Genomic DNA, 17,051 nt, shown 5'->3' with positions numbered 1-17,051 from the left:
TGTGGGACGTCGCTTTTCACTCTTTCTGGCTGAGAAGGGAACACCATCCCTTCCCGCACAGAAGAATGCACCCGAACCGCATAAAGGTTCGAGACGGCCCCAGAGACAATAAAATAGGAATCCTATAGGAATTTCGATGCCCGCCGGTCGCGGGCATCGCTGCCGCTACTTAGAGTTTTGACGCATTTCCGGACGGAAAACCGGGGTCCACTTTTCCTGGAAGTGCTCTAAGAGAGCGGGCTGTCACCGAAAGCGGAAACGATGGTTTCCGCCAAACTTTTGCCGGCCAGCAGCGCTGCCAGCAAAATGCGGGCCTGGCCCGGGCGAAGCGTGGATGAATGCACGGCGCCCGCCGCGACAAGGTCATGCCCGCCGCCGCCGCCGCCATAGGTCGCCACCAGCCGCCCTTCCGGCACACGGCTGGAAACGATGACGGGAACGCCGCGTTCGGCGCAGCGCTTCACGGCTTCGGCGATACGCGGATTGGCGTTGCCGGAACCGAGTGCGGCAAGAACGATTCCTTTCGCGCCCGCCTGCAGGCTTGCATCGATATGGGTCGCGTCACAGCCGGGATGAATGGCGACGATATCGACGCGCTGATCGGTTACCGGGGCGGAAAGCCGCAGCGTTGCGGCAGCAACCAGCGGCCGGGCGGAGCGGAAGGCGTCCGCCTCGTCCGCGCTCAGCTTATAAAGCCCCCAGGCCGGCAGACAGCGGCCGCCGAAGGAGAGGAGCACGCCTTTTGCGGCATTCGCCTGATCGAGCGCTGTTTCTATGGCCCGGGCCAGATTGGCCGGTCCGTCCGCGTCCTTATGGTCTGCCGTAAACTGTGCGCCGGTGAAGACCACCGGTTTTGTGATGGCCCGCTGCAAATGCACGAGCAGCGACGATTCTTCCATGGCGTCGGTGCCATGCAGAACCACGATGCCGGCAACGGCGGGATCATCGAGCTCCGCGCCCACCGCATCGCTGATGCGCTGCATGTCTGCCAGTGTCAGGCTGGAGGAATCCTTCGCCATCAAGTCGACCGGCTTCAGCCGGGCGTTGATCTGCGGAACCAGCGCCAGCAGGTCCTCACCCGAAAGGCTGGGCGTGCTCACGCCATCGGCGCCACGCCGGCTGGCGATGGTGCCGCCGGTGGCGATGACCGCCACCAGAGGCGTTGCGTCCTGCCCGCTCACTGCGATGCTCCCGCACGCTCGTCCGCAAGGCGGTAGATGCGGTCACGCAAGAGATACCAGCCGATGACGAGCGCCGGGATGATGATCAGCAGCGAGGCGATGGTCCAGGAGCCGACGGGATAATCGAAGGCCATCAGCACCAGCACGCCGAACAGGAAGATGAGCGTGAGAATGCCGGTGTATGGCGCGCCGAACATGCGGAAATCCGGACGCACGAGTTCACCGCGCTCAGAAAGCTGCCAGAGCTTCAACTGGCAGAGCACGATGACGGCCCATGCGCAGATAATGCCGAGCGCCGAGAGGTTGAGCGCAATCTCGAAGGCCGAAGCGGGAACGACGGCGTTCAGCGCCACACCGAGAACAGTGACGACGGCGGTCACCGCGATGCCGCCATAGGGCACGCCGTTCTTGTTCATCTTCGCAAGTGCGGCCGGCGCCGAGCCGGAAACCGCCATGGAATGCAGGATGCGGCCGGTGGAATAAAGCCCGGCATTGAGCGAGGACAGCACGGCGGTCAGAACCACGAGGTTCATGATCACGTCAGCACCCTGCACGCCGATGGAACCGAAGAAGGTGACGAAGGGGCTCTCGCCGGCCTTATAGGCGGTATAGGGCAGAAGCAGCGCGAACAGCAGCACCGAACCGACATAAAAGACCACGAGACGGAGAACCACGGCGCGGATGGCGCGGGGCATGACCTTGCGCGGGTCTTCCGTCTCGCCTGCCGCCGTGCCGATCAGTTCGATGGAGGCATAAGCAAAGACGACACCCTGTATGATCACGAAGGCTGGCAAAATACCGTTCGGGAAGAAACCGCCATTATCGGTGATGATGCTGAAACCGGTGACGTGGCCTTCGATAGGGGTGCCGAAGATGACGAAATAAATGCCGACCACGAGGAAGATCGCAAGCGCCAGCACCTTGATGAGGCTGAACCAGAATTCAAGCTCGCCGAAGACCTTCACCGACAGCATGTTCATCGCCAGCACGACCAGAAGCGCCGTCATCGCGAAGACCCACTGGTCGATACCCGCAAGCCACGGAACATATTGCTTGAAGAAATTCATGTAGAGAGCGACGGCGGTCACATCCGCCACCGAAGTCATGGCCCAGTTCAGCCAGTACATCCAGCCGGCCGCAAAGGCCATCTTCTCGCCGTAGAATTCGCGAGCATAGGACACGAAGGAACCGGAGCTCGGGCGATGCATGATCAGTTCGCCGAGCGCGCGCAGCACCAGAAACGCGAAGAAACCGCACAGCGCATAAACGAACACCAGCGCCGGGCCTGCCTGCGCCAGACGCCCGCCCGCACCGAGGAAAAGCCCGGTGCCGATGGCGCCGCCAATGGCGATCATCTGGATCTGACGCGGCTTGAGGGCCTTGTGGTAACCGAGGTCTTCTTCGACGAAGACCTCACGGTCGGCAGACGCCGTTTTTCCAGAATGCATGGATATTTATCCTCCCGATAAAGTGCTTGCAGTCGGCGATAAGCCGGAAATGAAAATGAAACTGGCACAGTCCGCGCTGGAATATGGCCAGCATGCATGCTCATGCGCGCTGTAAGGCTGCATGACAGATTTTCGCCCCTCATAATGGCACATAATGCCGTTCGTCAAGCGTATTCGATATGATTGACCTTCTCCTCCACCCCAATTAAGGTCAAAAAATCTGTAAGACAGCTTTACAGATATAGCAACACTTAAAAGCCAGTGGAGGAAAAAGTGAGCGTGACGCGCAAGGAGCATGATTTGCTCGGGACCAAGGAAATTCCAGCGGATGTCTATTGGGGCGTGCACACGGCGCGCGCCGTGGAAAACTTCAAGATCACCGGTGTGACCATCGGCCACAACCCCTATCTCGTCAGGGGACTGGCCTATGTGAAGGAGGCGGCGGCACGCGCAAATCACGAGCTCGGCCTTCTGGACACAGAACGCATGGAAGCCATCGCCGAGGCCTGCCGCGAAATCCGCGCCGGCGCGCTGCATGAGCAGTTCGTGGTGGATGAAATCCAGGGCGGAGCCGGCACCTCCACCAACATGAATGCCAATGAGGTCATCGCCAACCGTGCGCTCGAACTGCTCGGACACGAAAAAGGCGATTATGCCCGCCTTCACCCCAATGACCATGTCAATCTCAGCCAGTCGACCAACGACGCCTATCCGACCGCGATCAATGTCGGGCTGATCGAGGCCATCGACGATCTGGCCGCTTCCATGGGTGTGCTGAAGGATGCCTTCGACCGCAAGGCGCAGGAATTCGCGGGCTTCATCAAGATCGGCCGCACGCAATTGCAGGACGCCGTGCCGATGACGCTCGGCCAGGAATTCCGCACCTTCGTGGTGATGCTGGGAGAAGATCAGGCGCGCCTCATCGAATCCGCAGCACTTCTGCACGAGATCAATCTCGGCGCCACCGCCATCGGTACCGGGCTGAATGCACCGCGCGGTTATGCCGAGCTTGCCTGCCAGCATCTGGCGGAACTGACCGGACGACCGCTGGTGACGGCGGCAGACCTCATCGAAGCCACACAGGACCCCGGCGCCTTCGTGCATCTCTCCGGCGTGCTGAAACGCGTTGCCGTGAAGCTGTCGAAAACCTGCAACGATCTTCGCCTGCTCTCTTCCGGCCCGCGCGCCGGCATCGGCGAGATCACCCTGCCCTCCGTTCAGGCGGGTTCCAGCATCATGCCGGGCAAGATCAATCCGGTCATTCCCGAAGTGGTCAATCAGGTGGCCTATGCGGTGATCGGCAATGACATCACCATCACCATGGCCGCCGAAGCCGGGCAATTGCAGTTGAACGCCTTCGAGCCGATCATCGTGCGCGCACTTTCACAGAGCATCAGTCAGCTCAGCGCGGCCTGCCGCACGCTGGCGGAACGCTGCGTCGAGGGTATCGTCGCCAATCCGACGATCATGGCACAGCGCGTGGAAGAATCCATCGGTCTCGCCACCGCGCTCAACCCGCTGATCGGTTATTATGCGGCAACCGAAGTGGCCAAGGAAGCGCTTGCCAGCGGCCGCACGGTGCCGCAGGTGGTTCTGGAACGCGGTTATCTCACCGATGCGCAACTGCAGCAGGCGCTGAGCCCGCGGCACCTTGCCAACCTGCCCGCCGTCACGGCTGGCGAAACCGATCTTCGCCAATAATCGTCGTCACCACCTGCTTCACCTGCCCAAGGTGAAGCTCCATCGCCTCCCGCGCCTCGGGCGCTGAACCCCGCCGGATCGCCTCGACGATCCGGCGGTGCTCGAAATTCGAGGCGACGCGTCGGCCGGCCATCAGGTTGACCATCTCTGACTGTTGGGAAAGGGCCTCGCGGGCATCGGCCACCACCTTGGCGAACAGCCTGTTGGCCGAAGCTTCCGCAATGGCGCAATGGAATTGCCCATCCAGCAGCACCCAGGGATGCGGCCTTTCTTCGGCTTCCATCCGATCACAGAGGTCAAGCAGGACTTCCAGCTGAGCATTCGTGCGCCTCAACGCCGCCCATCCGGCCGCAGGAACTTCGATGAAGGGGCGGGCCTCGATCAGATCGCGGGCGGAATAGGCGCCGTAGTTCAATTCGGAAGGCGGGGTCGGCGTCATCACATAGGTGCCGCTTCCCGTGCGGGTCTGCGTCAGGCCCAGGGTCTGGAGCGACCGCAAAGCCTCGCGAATGATCGGCCGGCTAACGCCATATCGGGCGGCCAGATGGGCTTCGGAAGGCAACCGGGTGCCGACCGCAAGCTGCCCCGAGGTGATGGCGGAACGGATATCATCGAACACCGCTTCTGCGGCATTCTTGCGATTGATCGGCTGCGCATCCGCTAGCCAATCCGACAACCCGCCCATCTTCAAACCCTCCGCACTCTCTATATGTTCGCAATATCAACGCAAAACCAGACAACCGCCCAAACGCAAAGGACGGCCGCCGCTCTCGCGGCCAAGCCGACCTTCCTAACATTATCCTGCCCGCCGGAACAACGACGGCGAATATTTTTGTTGGAGAGAGGATGCAGCATCGCCGCACCCTCACTCCGCGTCCGATATTACGCCTTGATTTCCCCTGCCTCCGGCTTGTCATCCTCACGCGGGATGCGGAACCACGCGACATAGAGCGCCGGCAGGAAGAGCAGGGTAAGCGCCGTGCCAACCACAATGCCGCCCATCATCGCATAGGCCATCGGCCCCCAGAAGATTTCCCGCGATATGGGGATGAGGGCAAGCGTGGCCGCCGCCGCCGTCAGCATGATCGGCCGCATGCGGTGCTCGGTCGCCTCGATGACGGCGCGCCAAGCCGAGACCCCTTCGCTTCTCAGATGCTCGATCTGCACGACGAGGATGACCGAATTGCGGATCAGGATGCCGATCAGCGCCAGCACGCCGAGAATGGCGACGAAGCCCATCGGTGCATTGGAGAAGAGCAGCGCCACCACGACGCCGATCAGGGCAGTCGGCGCCACGGCAAAGACCAGGAACAGCCGGCTGAAGCTCTGCAACTGGATCATCAGGATCGTCGCCATCGCAAACAGCATCATGGGCACGACAGCGACAATCGGCGCTTGCGAATCCGCACTGGATTCCACCGAGCCGCCCGTCTCCAACGTATAGCCGACGGGAAGCGTTTTCTGGAACGCCTCGATCTTCGGCTTCAGCTGTTCCACAATCGTCGCCGGCTGCGTTGGACCGATAATGGCCGCCTTGACGGTGACCGTCGGGATCCTGTCACGACGCCAGATGGTCGGTTGCTCCAGCTCATAGCGGAAATTGGCGATTGCCGAGAGCGGAACGGCCTTGCCGTTGGTTGCCGGCAATTGCAGGTTCTGCAGCGTCTCGATGGAGCCGCGCTCCGAAAGCTGCGCCCGCGCCACCACGTTGACGAGGTAGATATCGTCCCTCACCTGCGTGACGGTGGACCCTTCGACAATGCTGTTCATGGCATTGGCGATATCTTCCGAGGAGACGCCGAGCTGGCGGGCCTTGTCCTGCAGAACATCCACTTTTACCACGCGCGTCGGCTCGTTCCAGTCCATGACCATGTTGGACAAGAGCCGGTGTTCGCCGACGATGCCCGACAATTGCTGCCCGAGTTCACGCACCTTCTGGATGTCAGGACCGCTGAGGCGATATTGTACCGGCTTTCCGACCGGCGGACCGATATCGAGCAGTTTCACAAAGGCGTCGGTGCCGATAAAAGTCTTGTTCAGATAGTCCTGCAGTTCAGCACGGACCTTGTCACGGACATCCAGCCCCTTGGTGACGATGACCGTCTGGCCGAAGGTGACGTCAGGCGTCTGCACGTCGAAGGACAGGATGAAACGCGGCGCGCCTTCACCGACATAGGTTGTCCAATGGTCGATATCCGGATTCTTGGCCAGCATGTCCTGCTCGAACTGCGCCATCTGCCGGTTGGTCTCGGCAATCGAACTGTTCTGCGGCAGGTTCCAGTCAACGATCAGTTCCACGCGGTCGGATGACGGGAAGAACTGCTGCTGCACAAGACCCATGCCGCCGACGGAAAGGCCGAACAGCGCAATGGTGAGGATAATCGTCACCCAGCGCCAGCGCAGCGCCCGGCCGAGAAGCCAGGAAAAGGCAGAGGCAAAGCGGCCCTTTTTCTCATGGTGCGATTTCATCGTCTTCGGCAGGATCGTCACGCCGAGCAGCGGCGTGAACAGGACCGCGACGATCCATGACACGATCAGCGAAACGGCGATCACCACAAAAAGCGTGAAGGTGAATTCACCCGCCGCGCTGTTGTTGAGACCGACCGGAATGAAGCCGGCAACCGTGACCAGCGTACCGGTCAGCATCGGGAAAGCGGTCGAGGTGTAGACATAGGTCGCCGCTTTCCTGAGATCGTCTCCCACTTCAAGCCGCGCGACCATCATCTCGACGGCAATCATCGCATCGTCGACGAGAAGCCCGAGCGCGATGATGAGGGCGCCCAGGGAAATGCGTTGCAGTGAGATGCCGGTATATTCCATGTAGACGAAGGTGATCGCCAGCACGAGCGGAATGGAAACCGCAACCACCATGCCAGCCCTGAGGCCAAGGCTGATGAAACTGATGACGAGAACGATGGCGATGGCCTCGAACAGCGCCGAGGTGAAGCCCGAGACCGCCTCATCGACCACGGCCGGCTGATCGGACACGCGATGCACATCGACGCCAACAGGCAAATCCGCAACCACCCGCTTCATCTGCGCATCCAGCGCCTCGCCGAAGTGCAGCAGGTTCGCGCCGGTTTTCATGCCGATAGCAAGGCCGATGGCCGGTTGGCCGTTAAAGCGGAAAAGCGAGGATGGCGGATCGACATAACCGCGCCGGATCGTCGCCACTTCCGTCAGAGGGAAGAACCGGTTGTTGACCCGCAGATTGATGGACCGCAGGCTGTCTTCCGAGGTGAACTGGCCGCTGACGCGCAGCGCCACGCGCTCAGGCCCGGCATTGACGAAGCCGGATTGCGTAACGGCGTTCTGGGCTTGCAGCGTCTTGATGATCGACTGCTGGTCGATGCCGAGCGCCGCGATCTGCCGCGTGGAGAACTCCAGATAGATCGTCTCGTCCTGCGCGCCGATGACATCGACCTTGCCGATATTGTCGACGGTCAGCACCTTTGCACGGGCATCCTCCACCAGATCGCGCAATTGCCGCTGGCTGAGACCGTCGCTGGTGAAGGCGTAGATATTGCCATAGACATCGCCGAAGCGGTCGTTGAAGAAGGGACCGACGACGCCCGAGGGGAAATCGCCCTTGATGTCGCCGATCATGTTGCGCACCCGCACCCAGGTCGGCTCGACGTTGCGCGCCTTGGTTTCCGGCACCAGCTCCACGAAGATCGTCGTGCGACCGGCGACAGTCTGGCTGCGCAGATGATCGAGATTGTCGAGTTCCTCGAGTTTCTTCTCGATCCTGTCGGTCACCTGCCGCGCCACTTCTTCGGCGGAAGCGCCGGGCCATTGCGCGCTGATCACCATGGTCTTGATGGTGAAGTTCGGATCTTCCTCACGACCGAGGTTGAGATAGGAGAAAACGCCGGCAAGAACGAAAACCAGCATGAAGTACCAGACGAGCGAACGGTGTTCGAGCGCCCAGTCGGAGAGATTGAATTTCTTCACTGACGGACCTCCTGATCGATCCTGATGGCCTGTCCATCCTTGAGCTTGTGAACGCCGGCGCTGGCAACGCGCTCGCCGGGCTTGACGCCGCCGGTGACGCGCACGCTGCCGCCTTCGGCAGGCTCACCCTCTATCGTAACGGGGCGGAGCGTTACCGTTGCCGTATCGGCATTGACGATCCAGACGCCCCATCCATTGTCGGTCTTCAGCAAGGCCGATGACGGAAGCATGATCTGCGGTTCGGAGGCGGCAAGCACCGAGGCCGTGACGACGGACCCCAGCCGGAATGCGGGCGGCGCATCCTGCAGGCTGATCTTCGTGCGGCGCGTGCGCGTCGCCGTTTCGGCTTCCGGAGCAATCTCGCGCACCACGCCGGTGGTGCGAATTTTCGGATCGAGCTGCAGGGCGATCTCGAAGGCGGAGCCGATCTCCAGCCGTTGCGCCGCAAATTGCGGAACGTCGACCACCACGTCGCGCACTTCCGGACGGGCAATCGTAACGACCGTTTGCCCGGCCGAGACGACCTGACCGATTTCGCCTGAAGTTGCCGTCACCACACCGTCAAATTCCGCATGCAGCTGCGCATAACCCAGCTGCTCCTCGGCCTTGTCCAGATTGGCGCGGGCCTTGGCGACGGAAGCATTGGCTGTGCGGGTGGCCTGCTCGGCCTCTTCCAGCGCCGCTTCCGTGCCGCTGCGGGCTTCCGCCAGCACACGCTGGCGCTGCTCGGTCGTCACTGCATTGGCCAGCTGCGCTTCCGCATTGGAGAGGTCGGATTGCGCGCTCTTCACCGCAAGCTCGAGCGCGAGCGGATCGATTGACGCAACCACGTCGCCCTTCTTCACCAGATCAGCCACATCGACATTGCGGGCGATAATGCGCCCGAGCACGCGAAAGCCGAGATCGGTCTGAATGCGCGATTCCACCGTGCCGGTCAGACGCAAGGCGTCGGCCGGCTTCTCTTCCACGACAACGGAAAGCACCGGGCGCGGCGCCTCGGCGGCGGCTTCCTGCTTGTCCTCGCAGGAGGAAACCGCAATCGCCACAGCCACCAAAAACAAGCTTTTGTATATACTGGACATTATTGTGCCTGCCCCTTTTCATAGGCGACCTTTTCACCGGCGCGGAGAAATTTGGTGCCGACGGTGACGACGAGATCGCCGGGATTAAGCCCCTGCGTGATGACGAATTGACCCGTCTCGTAATCGGCGACCTCGATGCGCCGCATGGCGATTTCCGAAGATTGCGGATCGACCACCCAGACGGCGGGGAAGCCGTCCTGCGACGTCATCGCCGACCACGGAAGCTCAATCGCATCGACCTGTTTGAAGCGGAAATGGCCAGATACGGGCGCGCCGAGCGGCATGGTCATATCGCCGTTCAGGCCGACCTTGACCCTGATCGTTCCATTGTCCGGGTCGATCGTCGGAGAAATCTCCCGCACCGGCGCCGCAACGCTGCGGGCGGGGTCCGACAGGAGGCTGACATTGACAAGATTGTCGATATCACGCTCGAGGAAGAGGGATTCATAAACATCAAAAACCGCATCGCGCGGCCCGTCATGCGCCAGCGTGAAGACGAGCTGGGCGGCCTGCGCCACCTGGCCGACTTCGACATTGCGCGCCGTGATAACGCCATCCGCATCCGCCCTGAGTTCCGTATAGGACAGGGCATCCCGCGCCGTATCGAGCTGCGCCTGCGCCGATCTCACCGCTCCTTGCGTCGTGAGAAGGGTTTCCTGGGCCTTGTCGACCGCCGAACGCGAGGTCACCTGCGTCCTGAACAGACTTTGCTGACGGTCGAACGTCAATTGCGCCTGCGTCTGCTGCGCTTCCGCTGATTGCAGGTTGGCCAGGGCGACATCTAGATCGGCCTTTTGTTCTTCGGGATCCATGCGGGCAAGCAATTGCCCGGTCTTCACCCGTGCGCCCACATCCACCAGCCGCTCGGTGATTTTGCCGCTGACCCGGAAGGACAGGTCCGTCTGGACCCGCGCCTTTACTTCGCCCGTGATGACGCTGCCGCGATCAACGGGCTTTTTCTCAGCCGCGACCACATCGACGGTGCGGAGCGGCTTTTCGGCGGGCGGCTCTTCATTGCTGCAGGACGACAGGGCGAAAATACCGCCAAGCGCCGCCGCGATAAGAATGGTTCTCATGGTGACCTCTTGATCTTCGCCTCATCCTATAATATTTGACTGACTGAATAGTCAATGAAATTCTTATGCCGCTGAACGGGGAGCTGTCCGGAGTATCGGCACGGGTTCCCGAATGATCATTCCCTCGTAGTCCGGCACATACCTGCGGGCGCATTGGCAATGTTCCGGCATAGTGAAGCATGCGCGCGCCTTCACAAAAATCATTCCGGTTTTTGCGCCGGTGCTATAGGCAAACCCATCTCTCATTTCCGCCAATCGCGACGGACAGAAGGGCACGCGTCGAAAATAAAGAAGGATCCGGGGCCATGGCGAAAGCAAAACTGACACGTGCTGAACAGAAGATACAACGTCCGTTGCAAATTCTCGATGCCGCATTCGAGGAATTCACCAAAAGGGGATTTACCGCGACGCGGGTGGAAGACATCGCGGAAAGGGTGGGGGTGACGAAAGGAACGGTCTACGTCTATTTCGAAACCAAGGAAGCGCTCTTCGAAGCGATGGTCAAGCACGCCTCCCTGCCATTCCAGGAGGCGTTCAAGGCCTATACGCATACATCCGACGACCCCGTCGAGGAGCTTCGCCTGCTGCTGGAATTCCTGTTCGATGCACTCGTCGACAACAAGAAGATGCGGGAACTGTTCCGCTTGATCCTTGCGGAAGGCGCAAAATTTCCCGATCTCATCGACCAGCATCACGACACGTTGATGGCACCGGTCTTTGCGCGCATCGATACGGTCCTCGAGGAAGGCGTCGCGAAAAAAAGGTTCAGGGCCAACCCTCCCGAACTCGCCAAAGTGGTGATGTCACCCATGGTCGGAACATTGGTGTTTCGGCTGATTTTCAACGACCGACGCATTCTGGACAGACAGGCCGTCCTGAAAATACACCTCGAGCTGATCATGCGTGGGCTGCTGGCATAGGCATCATTCTTCGCGGCCCGGCCTTAGCCGACGCCGCCGATGCAGACATATTTGAGCTCGGTATATTCCTCGATGCCGTGGCGCGAGCCTTCCCGGCCGAGACCCGACATCTTGACACCACCAAAAGGCGCCTCGGCGGTGGAAATAGCCCCTGTATTGACTCCGACCATGCCATATTCGAGCGCCTCGGCAACCCGGAAGACCCGTGAGAGATCGCGCGCATAAAAATAGGAGGCGAGGCCAAAATCGGTATTGTTCGCCTGCACGATCACATCCGCCTCATCCTCGAAGCGGAAGAGCGGCGCAAGCGGTCCGAAGGTTTCCTCACGCGCCACCTGCATGCCGGCATCGACATTGCGCAGGATCGTCGGCTCGAAGAAATTGCCGCCCAGTACATGCCTCTTGCCGCCGGTGGCGATCTCGGCGCCTTTCGAAAGCGCATCAGCAATATGCGCCTCCACTTTAGCAACGGCGTTTGCGTCGATGAGAGGCCCGAGAATGCTTGCCGCCTCCAACCCGTTACCGACCTTCAATTGCGCGACGGCCCCTGCGAATTTTTCAGCGAAAGCGTCATAGACGCCGCTCTGCACATAAAGACGGTTGGCGCAAACGCAGGTCTGACCATTGTTGCGGAATTTGGCGAGGATCGCGCCCTCGACAGCGGCATCGAGATCGGCGTCATCGAAGACGATGAAGGGCGCATTGCCGCCGAGTTCCAGTCCCAGTTTCTTGATCGTCGGCGCACATTGCCGGTAAAGATGTTCGCCCGTACGCGTCGAGCCGGTAAAGGTCAGAAGTCGGATATCCGGGCTTGCCGTCATCTCCCCGCCTATCTCTGCGGCTGGCCCCGTCAAAATGCTGAAAAGCGCAAGCGGCAGGCCGGCGCGCTCGGCAAGGATGGCAAGGGCGATGGCAGAAAACGGCGTTTGCGGCGCCGGTTTCAACACCACCGCACAGCCGGCGGCCAGGGCCGGGCCGGCTTTGCGAGTGATCATGGCATTGGGGAAATTCCATGGCGTGATGGCCGCAACCACGCCCACGGGCTGGCGAAGAACCAGAATGCGTTTGTCCGGCTGGTGGCCGGGAACTGTCTCGCCATGGATTCGCCGCGCCTCCTCGGCAAACCATTCGATGAAGCTTGCGCCATAGGCGATCTCACCTTTGGCTTCCGCGAGCGGCTTGCCCTGTTCCAACGTCAGTATCATGCCGAGATCGTCACGGTTTTCCATGACGAGCCGGAACCATTCCTTCAGGATATTCGCACGCTCGCCGGCTGTGCGGCGGGCCCATTCCTTCTGGGCGATCACGGCGGCAGCGATTGCTTCTCTCGTTTCCTTCGCACCGAGTTCTGGAACCCGCCCGACGATCTCACCGGTCGCGGGATTGCGGATCGCCGCCGTTTCACGGCCATCGCAACCGATCCAGCGACCGGCCACCGGCACTTTCTCGCCGAAGAGTGTGGGATCATTCAGATGCATGGCCCATCCCTCAACAGAAGACCTGCGCCGAGGCCGGATCGAAGGCGAGATGCACGAGGTCGCCACGGCTGAGGCCGGAAATCGCCTCATGGCCGAAAGGCAGGCGCACCGCAAGCGGCTCACCCGAGCCTGTATTGGCCACCACATGGACATTGTTGCCGAGGAATGTGATGTCGCTGACCGTCGCCTGGAAACCGGCGGCGGCGACCGGCCGGTTGCGGCTCAGCTGCAGCCGCTCCGGGCGCAGCATCAGCGCCGCCTTCTTTCCCGGCGTGGCTTCGCCATGCATCGGAATATGATCGAAAACGATATCCCGACCGAGCGACACCGTCGCCCTGCCGCCCGAGGCGGCGAGGAGATCGCAGGCGATGAAGTCGCTGTCCCCGATGAATTCAGCCACGAAACGGGTAGCCGGGTGGGCGTAAAGCTCCGGTCCCGTGCCGATCTGGTCGATAACCCCCTTGGAAAACACGGCGATCCGGTCGGAAAGACGCAAGGCTTCTTCCTGATCGTGGGTGACATAGAGGATCGTCACTTCCGTCTGCTGGTGAATACGGCGGATTTCGAACTGGATTTCTTCGCGCAGCTTCTTGTCGAGCGCCGACAGCGGCTCATCCATCAATAGCACCGGCGGGTCGTAGGCAAGCGCCCTCGCCAGCGCCACGCGTTGCTGCTGGCCGCCCGACATCTGCGCCGGCTTTCTGTCCTCGAAACCTTCGAGACGGACAAGCCGCAACATTTCCTTCACCTTCGCATCGATTTCCGCCTTGCTCTTGCGGCGGACCTTCAGCGGAAAGGCGATGTTCTCGCCGACCGACAGATGCGGAAACAGGGTGTAGCGCTGGAAGACCATGCCGATATTGCGCTTGTGCGACGGTGTCGACAGCAGGCTTTCGCCGTTCAGCAGAATATCGCCCGATGTCGGCTGCTCGAAACCGGCAAGGATATAAAGCGTCGTGCTCTTGCCCGAACCGGACGGCCCGAGAAATGTCATGAACTCGCCCGGCTGCACGTCGAGATTGACGTCCTGAACGGCGACGACCGGTCCGTATTGCTTGCGGATGCCGCGAATCTGCAGGAGCGGTTTGGTCATGTTTTCAGTCCTTTTCGCACAGCCGCGACAAGCAGCATCAGAATGATGGTCACCGCGATGAGAAGCGTGGAGGCGGCCGCAATCACCGGCGTCAAATCCTGACGCAGGGTTGCCCAGATCTTCACCGGCAGCGTCTGCAATGTCGGGCTTGCCATGAAGATCGCCAGCACCACCTCATCCCAGGAGGTTAGGAAGGAAAAGATCGCCGCCGAAAACAGGCCGTGGCTGATCCCAGGAAGCGTGATGCGGATTTTCGCCTGCAACGGGCTTGCGCCGCACAGCACCGCCGCATCCTCAATCGATTTGTCGAAACCCTCGAGCGCGCCGGTCAACGCCAGAATGGAAAAAGGCAGCGCCACGACGAGATGGGCAATGACGAAGCCGGCAGTCGTGCCGGCAAGGCCCAGTTTCAGAAAAAAGGCGTAAAGCGCCACCGCCAGCACCACGACAGGCAGGATCATCGGCGTCATGAACAGCGCGCGAAGCGTGTTACGCCCAATGAAACGGCCGCGCACCAGCCCGAAGGAGGCGACAAGACCGATCAGCACGGACAGCACCGTGACCATGAGGGCGATGCGCAGGCTGGTCCAGGCGGCCTCCAGCCATCGCGGATCGGCGAAGAAATCCGCATACCATTTCAATGTCCAGCCGGGCGGCGGAAAGATCAGCCATTGCGACGAGCCGAAGGACAGCGCTGCGATGAAAACGATGGGCAGGATGAGAAACGCCGTCGTCAGCACCGTGATCAGAAGGAGCAGCCATTTCCAGAGGCCGAGGCTGTTATAGTTCAAAAGCATGTCAGCGCCCCCCTGCCCCGGCCGCGCCGAAAAATTTGAGCTGGATGGCGTAAAGCGTCAGCGTCACCACCAACAGCACCAGTGCGGCCGCCCCGCCCATGCCCCAGTTGACGAGCGACTGGACGAATTGCGCTATGAGTTCGGCCAGCATCATGTTCGCCGTGCCGCCGAGCAGCGCCGGGGTGACGAAATACCCGAGCGACATGACGAAGACCATCAGCGCGCCGGAAATCATGCCGGGCGCTGCCAGCGGAATGAGGATGCGGGTCAGCGCCTGAAAGCGTGTCGCCCCACACAAGGCCGCCGCCTGAAGAATGGCCGGATCGATCTTGCGGATAACGCCATAGAGCGGAATGATGATGAAGGGCAGCATGATATAGGTCATGCCTATCGTAACCCCGGTGAGGTTGTTGACTAGCGCCAGAGGCTGATCGATGATGCCGAGCCCCATCAGCGTCTTGTTCACCACGCCCGTGCGCTGCAACAGCACCATCCACGCATAGGTGCGCGCCAGAAGATTGGTCCACATCGACAGGAGCAATATGGCAAAGACGATGGAAGCGAGCCGTGCCGGCATGATGGCGAGCGCCCAGGCGACGGGAAAGCCGATTGCCAGCGACACGACCGTTACCAGCGCCGACACCGCGAAGGTATTGAAGAAAATCTTCAGATAGGTGGAACTTCCCAGCAGGGCGGCATAGTTGCCCAATCCGAAAACGGGTTCGGTGACGCTGCGCGACAGCAGGATCAGAACCGGAACGACGAAAAACAGGACAAGCAGGACAAGCGCCGGCAGGGTAGCCGTAAAGTTGCCGGGCCGGAAAGGCATCCGCACCTTTGCTTTCTGGCTGACTGTTTCATCGGTAAGCGAGACCATGCCCAAACCTCCCGGACGTGGAAAAATCGCGCGGGCGCCTGTCGCGGCCCGCGCCGTTATCTTACTTCGCCTGCCAGGCGTACCAGCGCTCGCCGATCTCGTCGCGATGCTGCGCCCAGTAGTTCATATCGGCATTGACCTGACTTGCCGTCTGCTGGTCCGGCAGGGTCTTGGCGGTTTCCGGATCCATCAGCTTGGCGGATTCGATATTGACCGGCGCATAACCCGTCGCGGTCGCCATATCCGCCTGCGCCTGCGCAGAGGTGGCGAGCGCGATGAACTTCATCGCCGCATCCCTGTTCTTCGTTCCCTTCGGAACGACGAGGGAATCCGCCGCGGTGATGTTCTGCTGCCAGGAGGTCTCCACCTTCACGCCGCTTTTTTCAAGCGCCGTCATGCGGCCGTTCCAGACGCTGCCGAAAGGCGCTTCGGCAGATGCAATCAACTGCTGCGACTGAGCGCCGCCGGACCACCAGATGATATCGGATTTGATCGTATCGAGCTTCTTGAAAGCGCGGTCGAGATCAAGCGGGTAAAGCTTGTCGGCGGCCACGCCATCGGCCAGAAGGGCGGCTTCGATCACGCCCGGAGCAGACCATTTATAGAAGGTGCGTTTTCCCGGAAATTTCGCGGTGTCGAACAGATCCGCCCAGCTCTTCGGGCAAGCGGCCACGGCATCGACATTGCAGCCGATGACGAAGGAATAATAAAAACTGCCGACGGAGTAGTCCGTCACGAAACGCGGATCGAGCTTGGTCTTGTCGATGACGGCAAAATCGAGCTTCTCTAACAGGCCCTTCGGGCCAGCCTGCGCGGCATAATCGCCCTCGACATCGACCACATCCCAGGTCACGCCGTTCGCCTCGACCATGGCTTTCAATTTGCCGTAGTCCGTCGGGCCGTCCTGCACCACGTTAATGCCGGTCGACACCATGAATTTTTCAGCCCAGGCCGCCTTCTGGGCGTCCTGCGTGGTTCCTCCCCAGCTGGAGAAAACCAGATCATTCGCCTCGGCGGATGCACCAAGGGCAAAAAGAGCGGCGCATGTCGTCAATACCAGTTTCAATTTCATGTTCCCTTACTCCGTATTAGAGCTTCTTGTTGGTATGCACGTCGCGAACGGCGCATTTCACCCAAGCGGTGAAAACCGCGCCGGTTTCATGATCTTGTTTTCGGCTACTTCGATGAGGTCGCGGATTTTCGGAAGGAAGGACAACCAGCGGGGATCGGCCATCAGCCGTGCGCGCCGTTCCTCGCGGTCATCCAGGCTCGAAAAGGCCCAGATATGGACGATCTCATTGATCGGGCCGATCTCGGAAAAGAAGTAACCCACCAGCTCGCCGAGATGGCTTTTCTGGATTTCGATACCCTCCTCCTCGACCACCTTGAGGTAGGCGGGAATGGCGCCGTTCTTCAGCCGGTAGGTGCGGATTTCGTAAAACAT

The 17,051-nt window shown here is 60.7% G+C and carries 14 protein-coding genes; 2 read left to right on the top strand and 12 right to left on the bottom strand.

Annotated elements, in window-relative coordinates; translation table 11 throughout:
• Positions 1–227: 227 nt before the first annotated feature.
• Both ACQZ5G_RS10090 and ACQZ5G_RS10085 read right to left on the bottom strand, forming a co-directional pair.
• Entirely contained in the window at positions 228–1,181 is a 954-nt protein-coding gene (locus tag ACQZ5G_RS10090) for an asparaginase (RefSeq protein ID WP_448737765.1), read from the bottom strand.
• Positions 1,178–2,629 carry an amino acid permease gene (locus ACQZ5G_RS10085; protein ID WP_003519567.1) on the bottom strand — a complete coding sequence of 484 codons (1,452 nt, stop codon included), beginning with the start codon at positions 2,627–2,629 and terminating at the stop codon, positions 1,178–1,180. Before ACQZ5G_RS10085 ends, ACQZ5G_RS10090 begins: the two co-directional genes overlap by 4 nt.
• A gap of 273 nt (positions 2,630–2,902) precedes the next feature.
• Here ACQZ5G_RS10085 and ACQZ5G_RS10080 point away from each other — a divergent pair, with 273 nt between their 5' ends.
• Positions 2,903–4,330: an aspartate ammonia-lyase gene (locus ACQZ5G_RS10080; RefSeq protein ID WP_448737766.1), complete on the top strand. Its 1,428-nt coding sequence runs from the start codon at positions 2,903–2,905 to the stop codon at positions 4,328–4,330.
• Here the strand turns inward: ACQZ5G_RS10080 and ACQZ5G_RS10075 are convergent.
• From ACQZ5G_RS10075 to ACQZ5G_RS10060, 4 genes are all read right to left on the bottom strand, one after another.
• Complete coding sequence (locus ACQZ5G_RS10075) at positions 4,299–5,015, bottom strand: FadR/GntR family transcriptional regulator (protein WP_448737767.1); 717 nt, start codon at positions 5,013–5,015, stop codon at positions 4,299–4,301. The two genes, ACQZ5G_RS10080 and ACQZ5G_RS10075, sit on opposite strands and share 32 nt — an antisense overlap.
• A 197-nt stretch (positions 5,016–5,212) precedes the next feature.
• Positions 5,213–8,284, bottom strand: a complete 3,072-nt coding sequence (locus ACQZ5G_RS10070) for an efflux RND transporter permease subunit (protein ID WP_448737768.1) — start codon at positions 8,282–8,284, stop codon at positions 5,213–5,215.
• Positions 8,281–9,366 (bottom strand): efflux RND transporter periplasmic adaptor subunit, encoded by a 1,086-nt coding sequence (locus ACQZ5G_RS10065; protein WP_448737769.1) that lies wholly within the window; start codon positions 9,364–9,366, stop codon positions 8,281–8,283. The genes ACQZ5G_RS10070 and ACQZ5G_RS10065 overlap by 4 nt, the downstream gene beginning before the upstream one ends.
• Positions 9,366–10,442: an efflux RND transporter periplasmic adaptor subunit gene (locus ACQZ5G_RS10060; protein WP_448737770.1), complete on the bottom strand. Its 1,077-nt coding sequence runs from the start codon at positions 10,440–10,442 to the stop codon at positions 9,366–9,368. The genes ACQZ5G_RS10065 and ACQZ5G_RS10060 overlap by 1 nt, the downstream gene beginning before the upstream one ends.
• A 305-nt stretch (positions 10,443–10,747) precedes the next feature.
• On the opposite strand from ACQZ5G_RS10060, the gene ACQZ5G_RS10055 reads away from it, so the two are divergent.
• A complete protein-coding gene (locus ACQZ5G_RS10055) occupies positions 10,748–11,362 on the top strand; it encodes a TetR/AcrR family transcriptional regulator (protein ID WP_080819556.1) in 615 nt (204 codons plus the stop codon).
• A gap of 23 nt (positions 11,363–11,385) precedes the next feature.
• Here the strand turns inward: ACQZ5G_RS10055 and ACQZ5G_RS10050 are convergent, their stop codons facing one another.
• From ACQZ5G_RS10050 to ACQZ5G_RS10025, 6 genes are all read right to left on the bottom strand, one after another.
• Positions 11,386–12,840 carry an NAD-dependent succinate-semialdehyde dehydrogenase gene (locus ACQZ5G_RS10050; protein WP_448737771.1) on the bottom strand — a complete coding sequence of 485 codons (1,455 nt, stop codon included), beginning with the start codon at positions 12,838–12,840 and terminating at the stop codon, positions 11,386–11,388.
• A 10-nt stretch (positions 12,841–12,850) separates the two neighbouring features.
• Positions 12,851–13,933, bottom strand: coding sequence for an ABC transporter ATP-binding protein (locus tag ACQZ5G_RS10045; RefSeq protein ID WP_448737772.1), 1,083 nt, complete (start codon positions 13,931–13,933; stop codon positions 12,851–12,853).
• Positions 13,930–14,730, bottom strand: coding sequence for an ABC transporter permease (locus tag ACQZ5G_RS10040; protein WP_448737773.1), 801 nt, complete (start codon positions 14,728–14,730; stop codon positions 13,930–13,932). The genes ACQZ5G_RS10045 and ACQZ5G_RS10040 overlap by 4 nt, the downstream gene beginning before the upstream one ends.
• A 1-nt stretch (position 14,731) precedes the next feature.
• Positions 14,732–15,559, bottom strand: a complete 828-nt coding sequence (locus ACQZ5G_RS10035) for an ABC transporter permease (RefSeq protein ID WP_425646577.1) — start codon at positions 15,557–15,559, stop codon at positions 14,732–14,734.
• Positions 15,560–15,668: 109 nt separating this feature from the next.
• Positions 15,669–16,679 carry an ABC transporter substrate-binding protein gene (locus ACQZ5G_RS10030; RefSeq protein WP_003519582.1) on the bottom strand — a complete coding sequence of 337 codons (1,011 nt, stop codon included), beginning with the start codon at positions 16,677–16,679 and terminating at the stop codon, positions 15,669–15,671.
• Positions 16,680–16,736: 57 nt separating this feature from the next.
• Complete coding sequence (locus ACQZ5G_RS10025; protein WP_020813480.1) at positions 16,737–17,051, bottom strand: NIPSNAP family protein; 315 nt, start codon at positions 17,049–17,051, stop codon at positions 16,737–16,739.

The sequence above is a fragment of the Agrobacterium sp. 22-214-1 genome (assembly GCF_053522465.1).
Note: the sequence above shows the minus strand (reverse complement) of the source record. Positions and strands in the feature narration are given on the sequence as shown.

Excerpts from the sequence above, each read along its gene's own strand:
- ACQZ5G_RS10030 (WP_003519582.1), bottom strand. The coding sequence starts at position 16,679 with ATGAAATTGAAACTGGTATTGACGACATGCGCCGCTCTTTTTGCCCTT.
- ACQZ5G_RS10050 (WP_448737771.1), bottom strand. The coding sequence starts at position 12,840 with ATGCATCTGAATGATCCCACACTCTTCGGCGAGAAAGTGCCGGTGGCC.
- ACQZ5G_RS10025 (WP_020813480.1), bottom strand. The coding sequence starts at position 17,051 with ATGTTTTACGAAATCCGCACCTACCGGCTGAAGAACGGCGCCATTCCC.
- ACQZ5G_RS10040 (WP_448737773.1), bottom strand. The coding sequence starts at position 14,730 with ATGCTTTTGAACTATAACAGCCTCGGCCTCTGGAAATGGCTGCTCCTT.
- ACQZ5G_RS10085 (WP_003519567.1), bottom strand. The coding sequence starts at position 2,629 with ATGCATTCTGGAAAAACGGCGTCTGCCGACCGTGAGGTCTTCGTCGAA.
- ACQZ5G_RS10075 (WP_448737767.1), bottom strand. The coding sequence starts at position 5,015 with ATGGGCGGGTTGTCGGATTGGCTAGCGGATGCGCAGCCGATCAATCGC.
- ACQZ5G_RS10035 (WP_425646577.1), bottom strand. The coding sequence starts at position 15,559 with ATGCCTTTCCGGCCCGGCAACTTTACGGCTACCCTGCCGGCGCTTGTC.
- ACQZ5G_RS10065 (WP_448737769.1), bottom strand. The coding sequence starts at position 9,366 with ATGTCCAGTATATACAAAAGCTTGTTTTTGGTGGCTGTGGCGATTGCG.
- ACQZ5G_RS10055 (WP_080819556.1), top strand. The coding sequence starts at position 10,748 with ATGGCGAAAGCAAAACTGACACGTGCTGAACAGAAGATACAACGTCCG.
- ACQZ5G_RS10060 (WP_448737770.1), bottom strand. The coding sequence starts at position 10,442 with ATGAGAACCATTCTTATCGCGGCGGCGCTTGGCGGTATTTTCGCCCTG.
- ACQZ5G_RS10045 (WP_448737772.1), bottom strand. The coding sequence starts at position 13,933 with ATGACCAAACCGCTCCTGCAGATTCGCGGCATCCGCAAGCAATACGGA.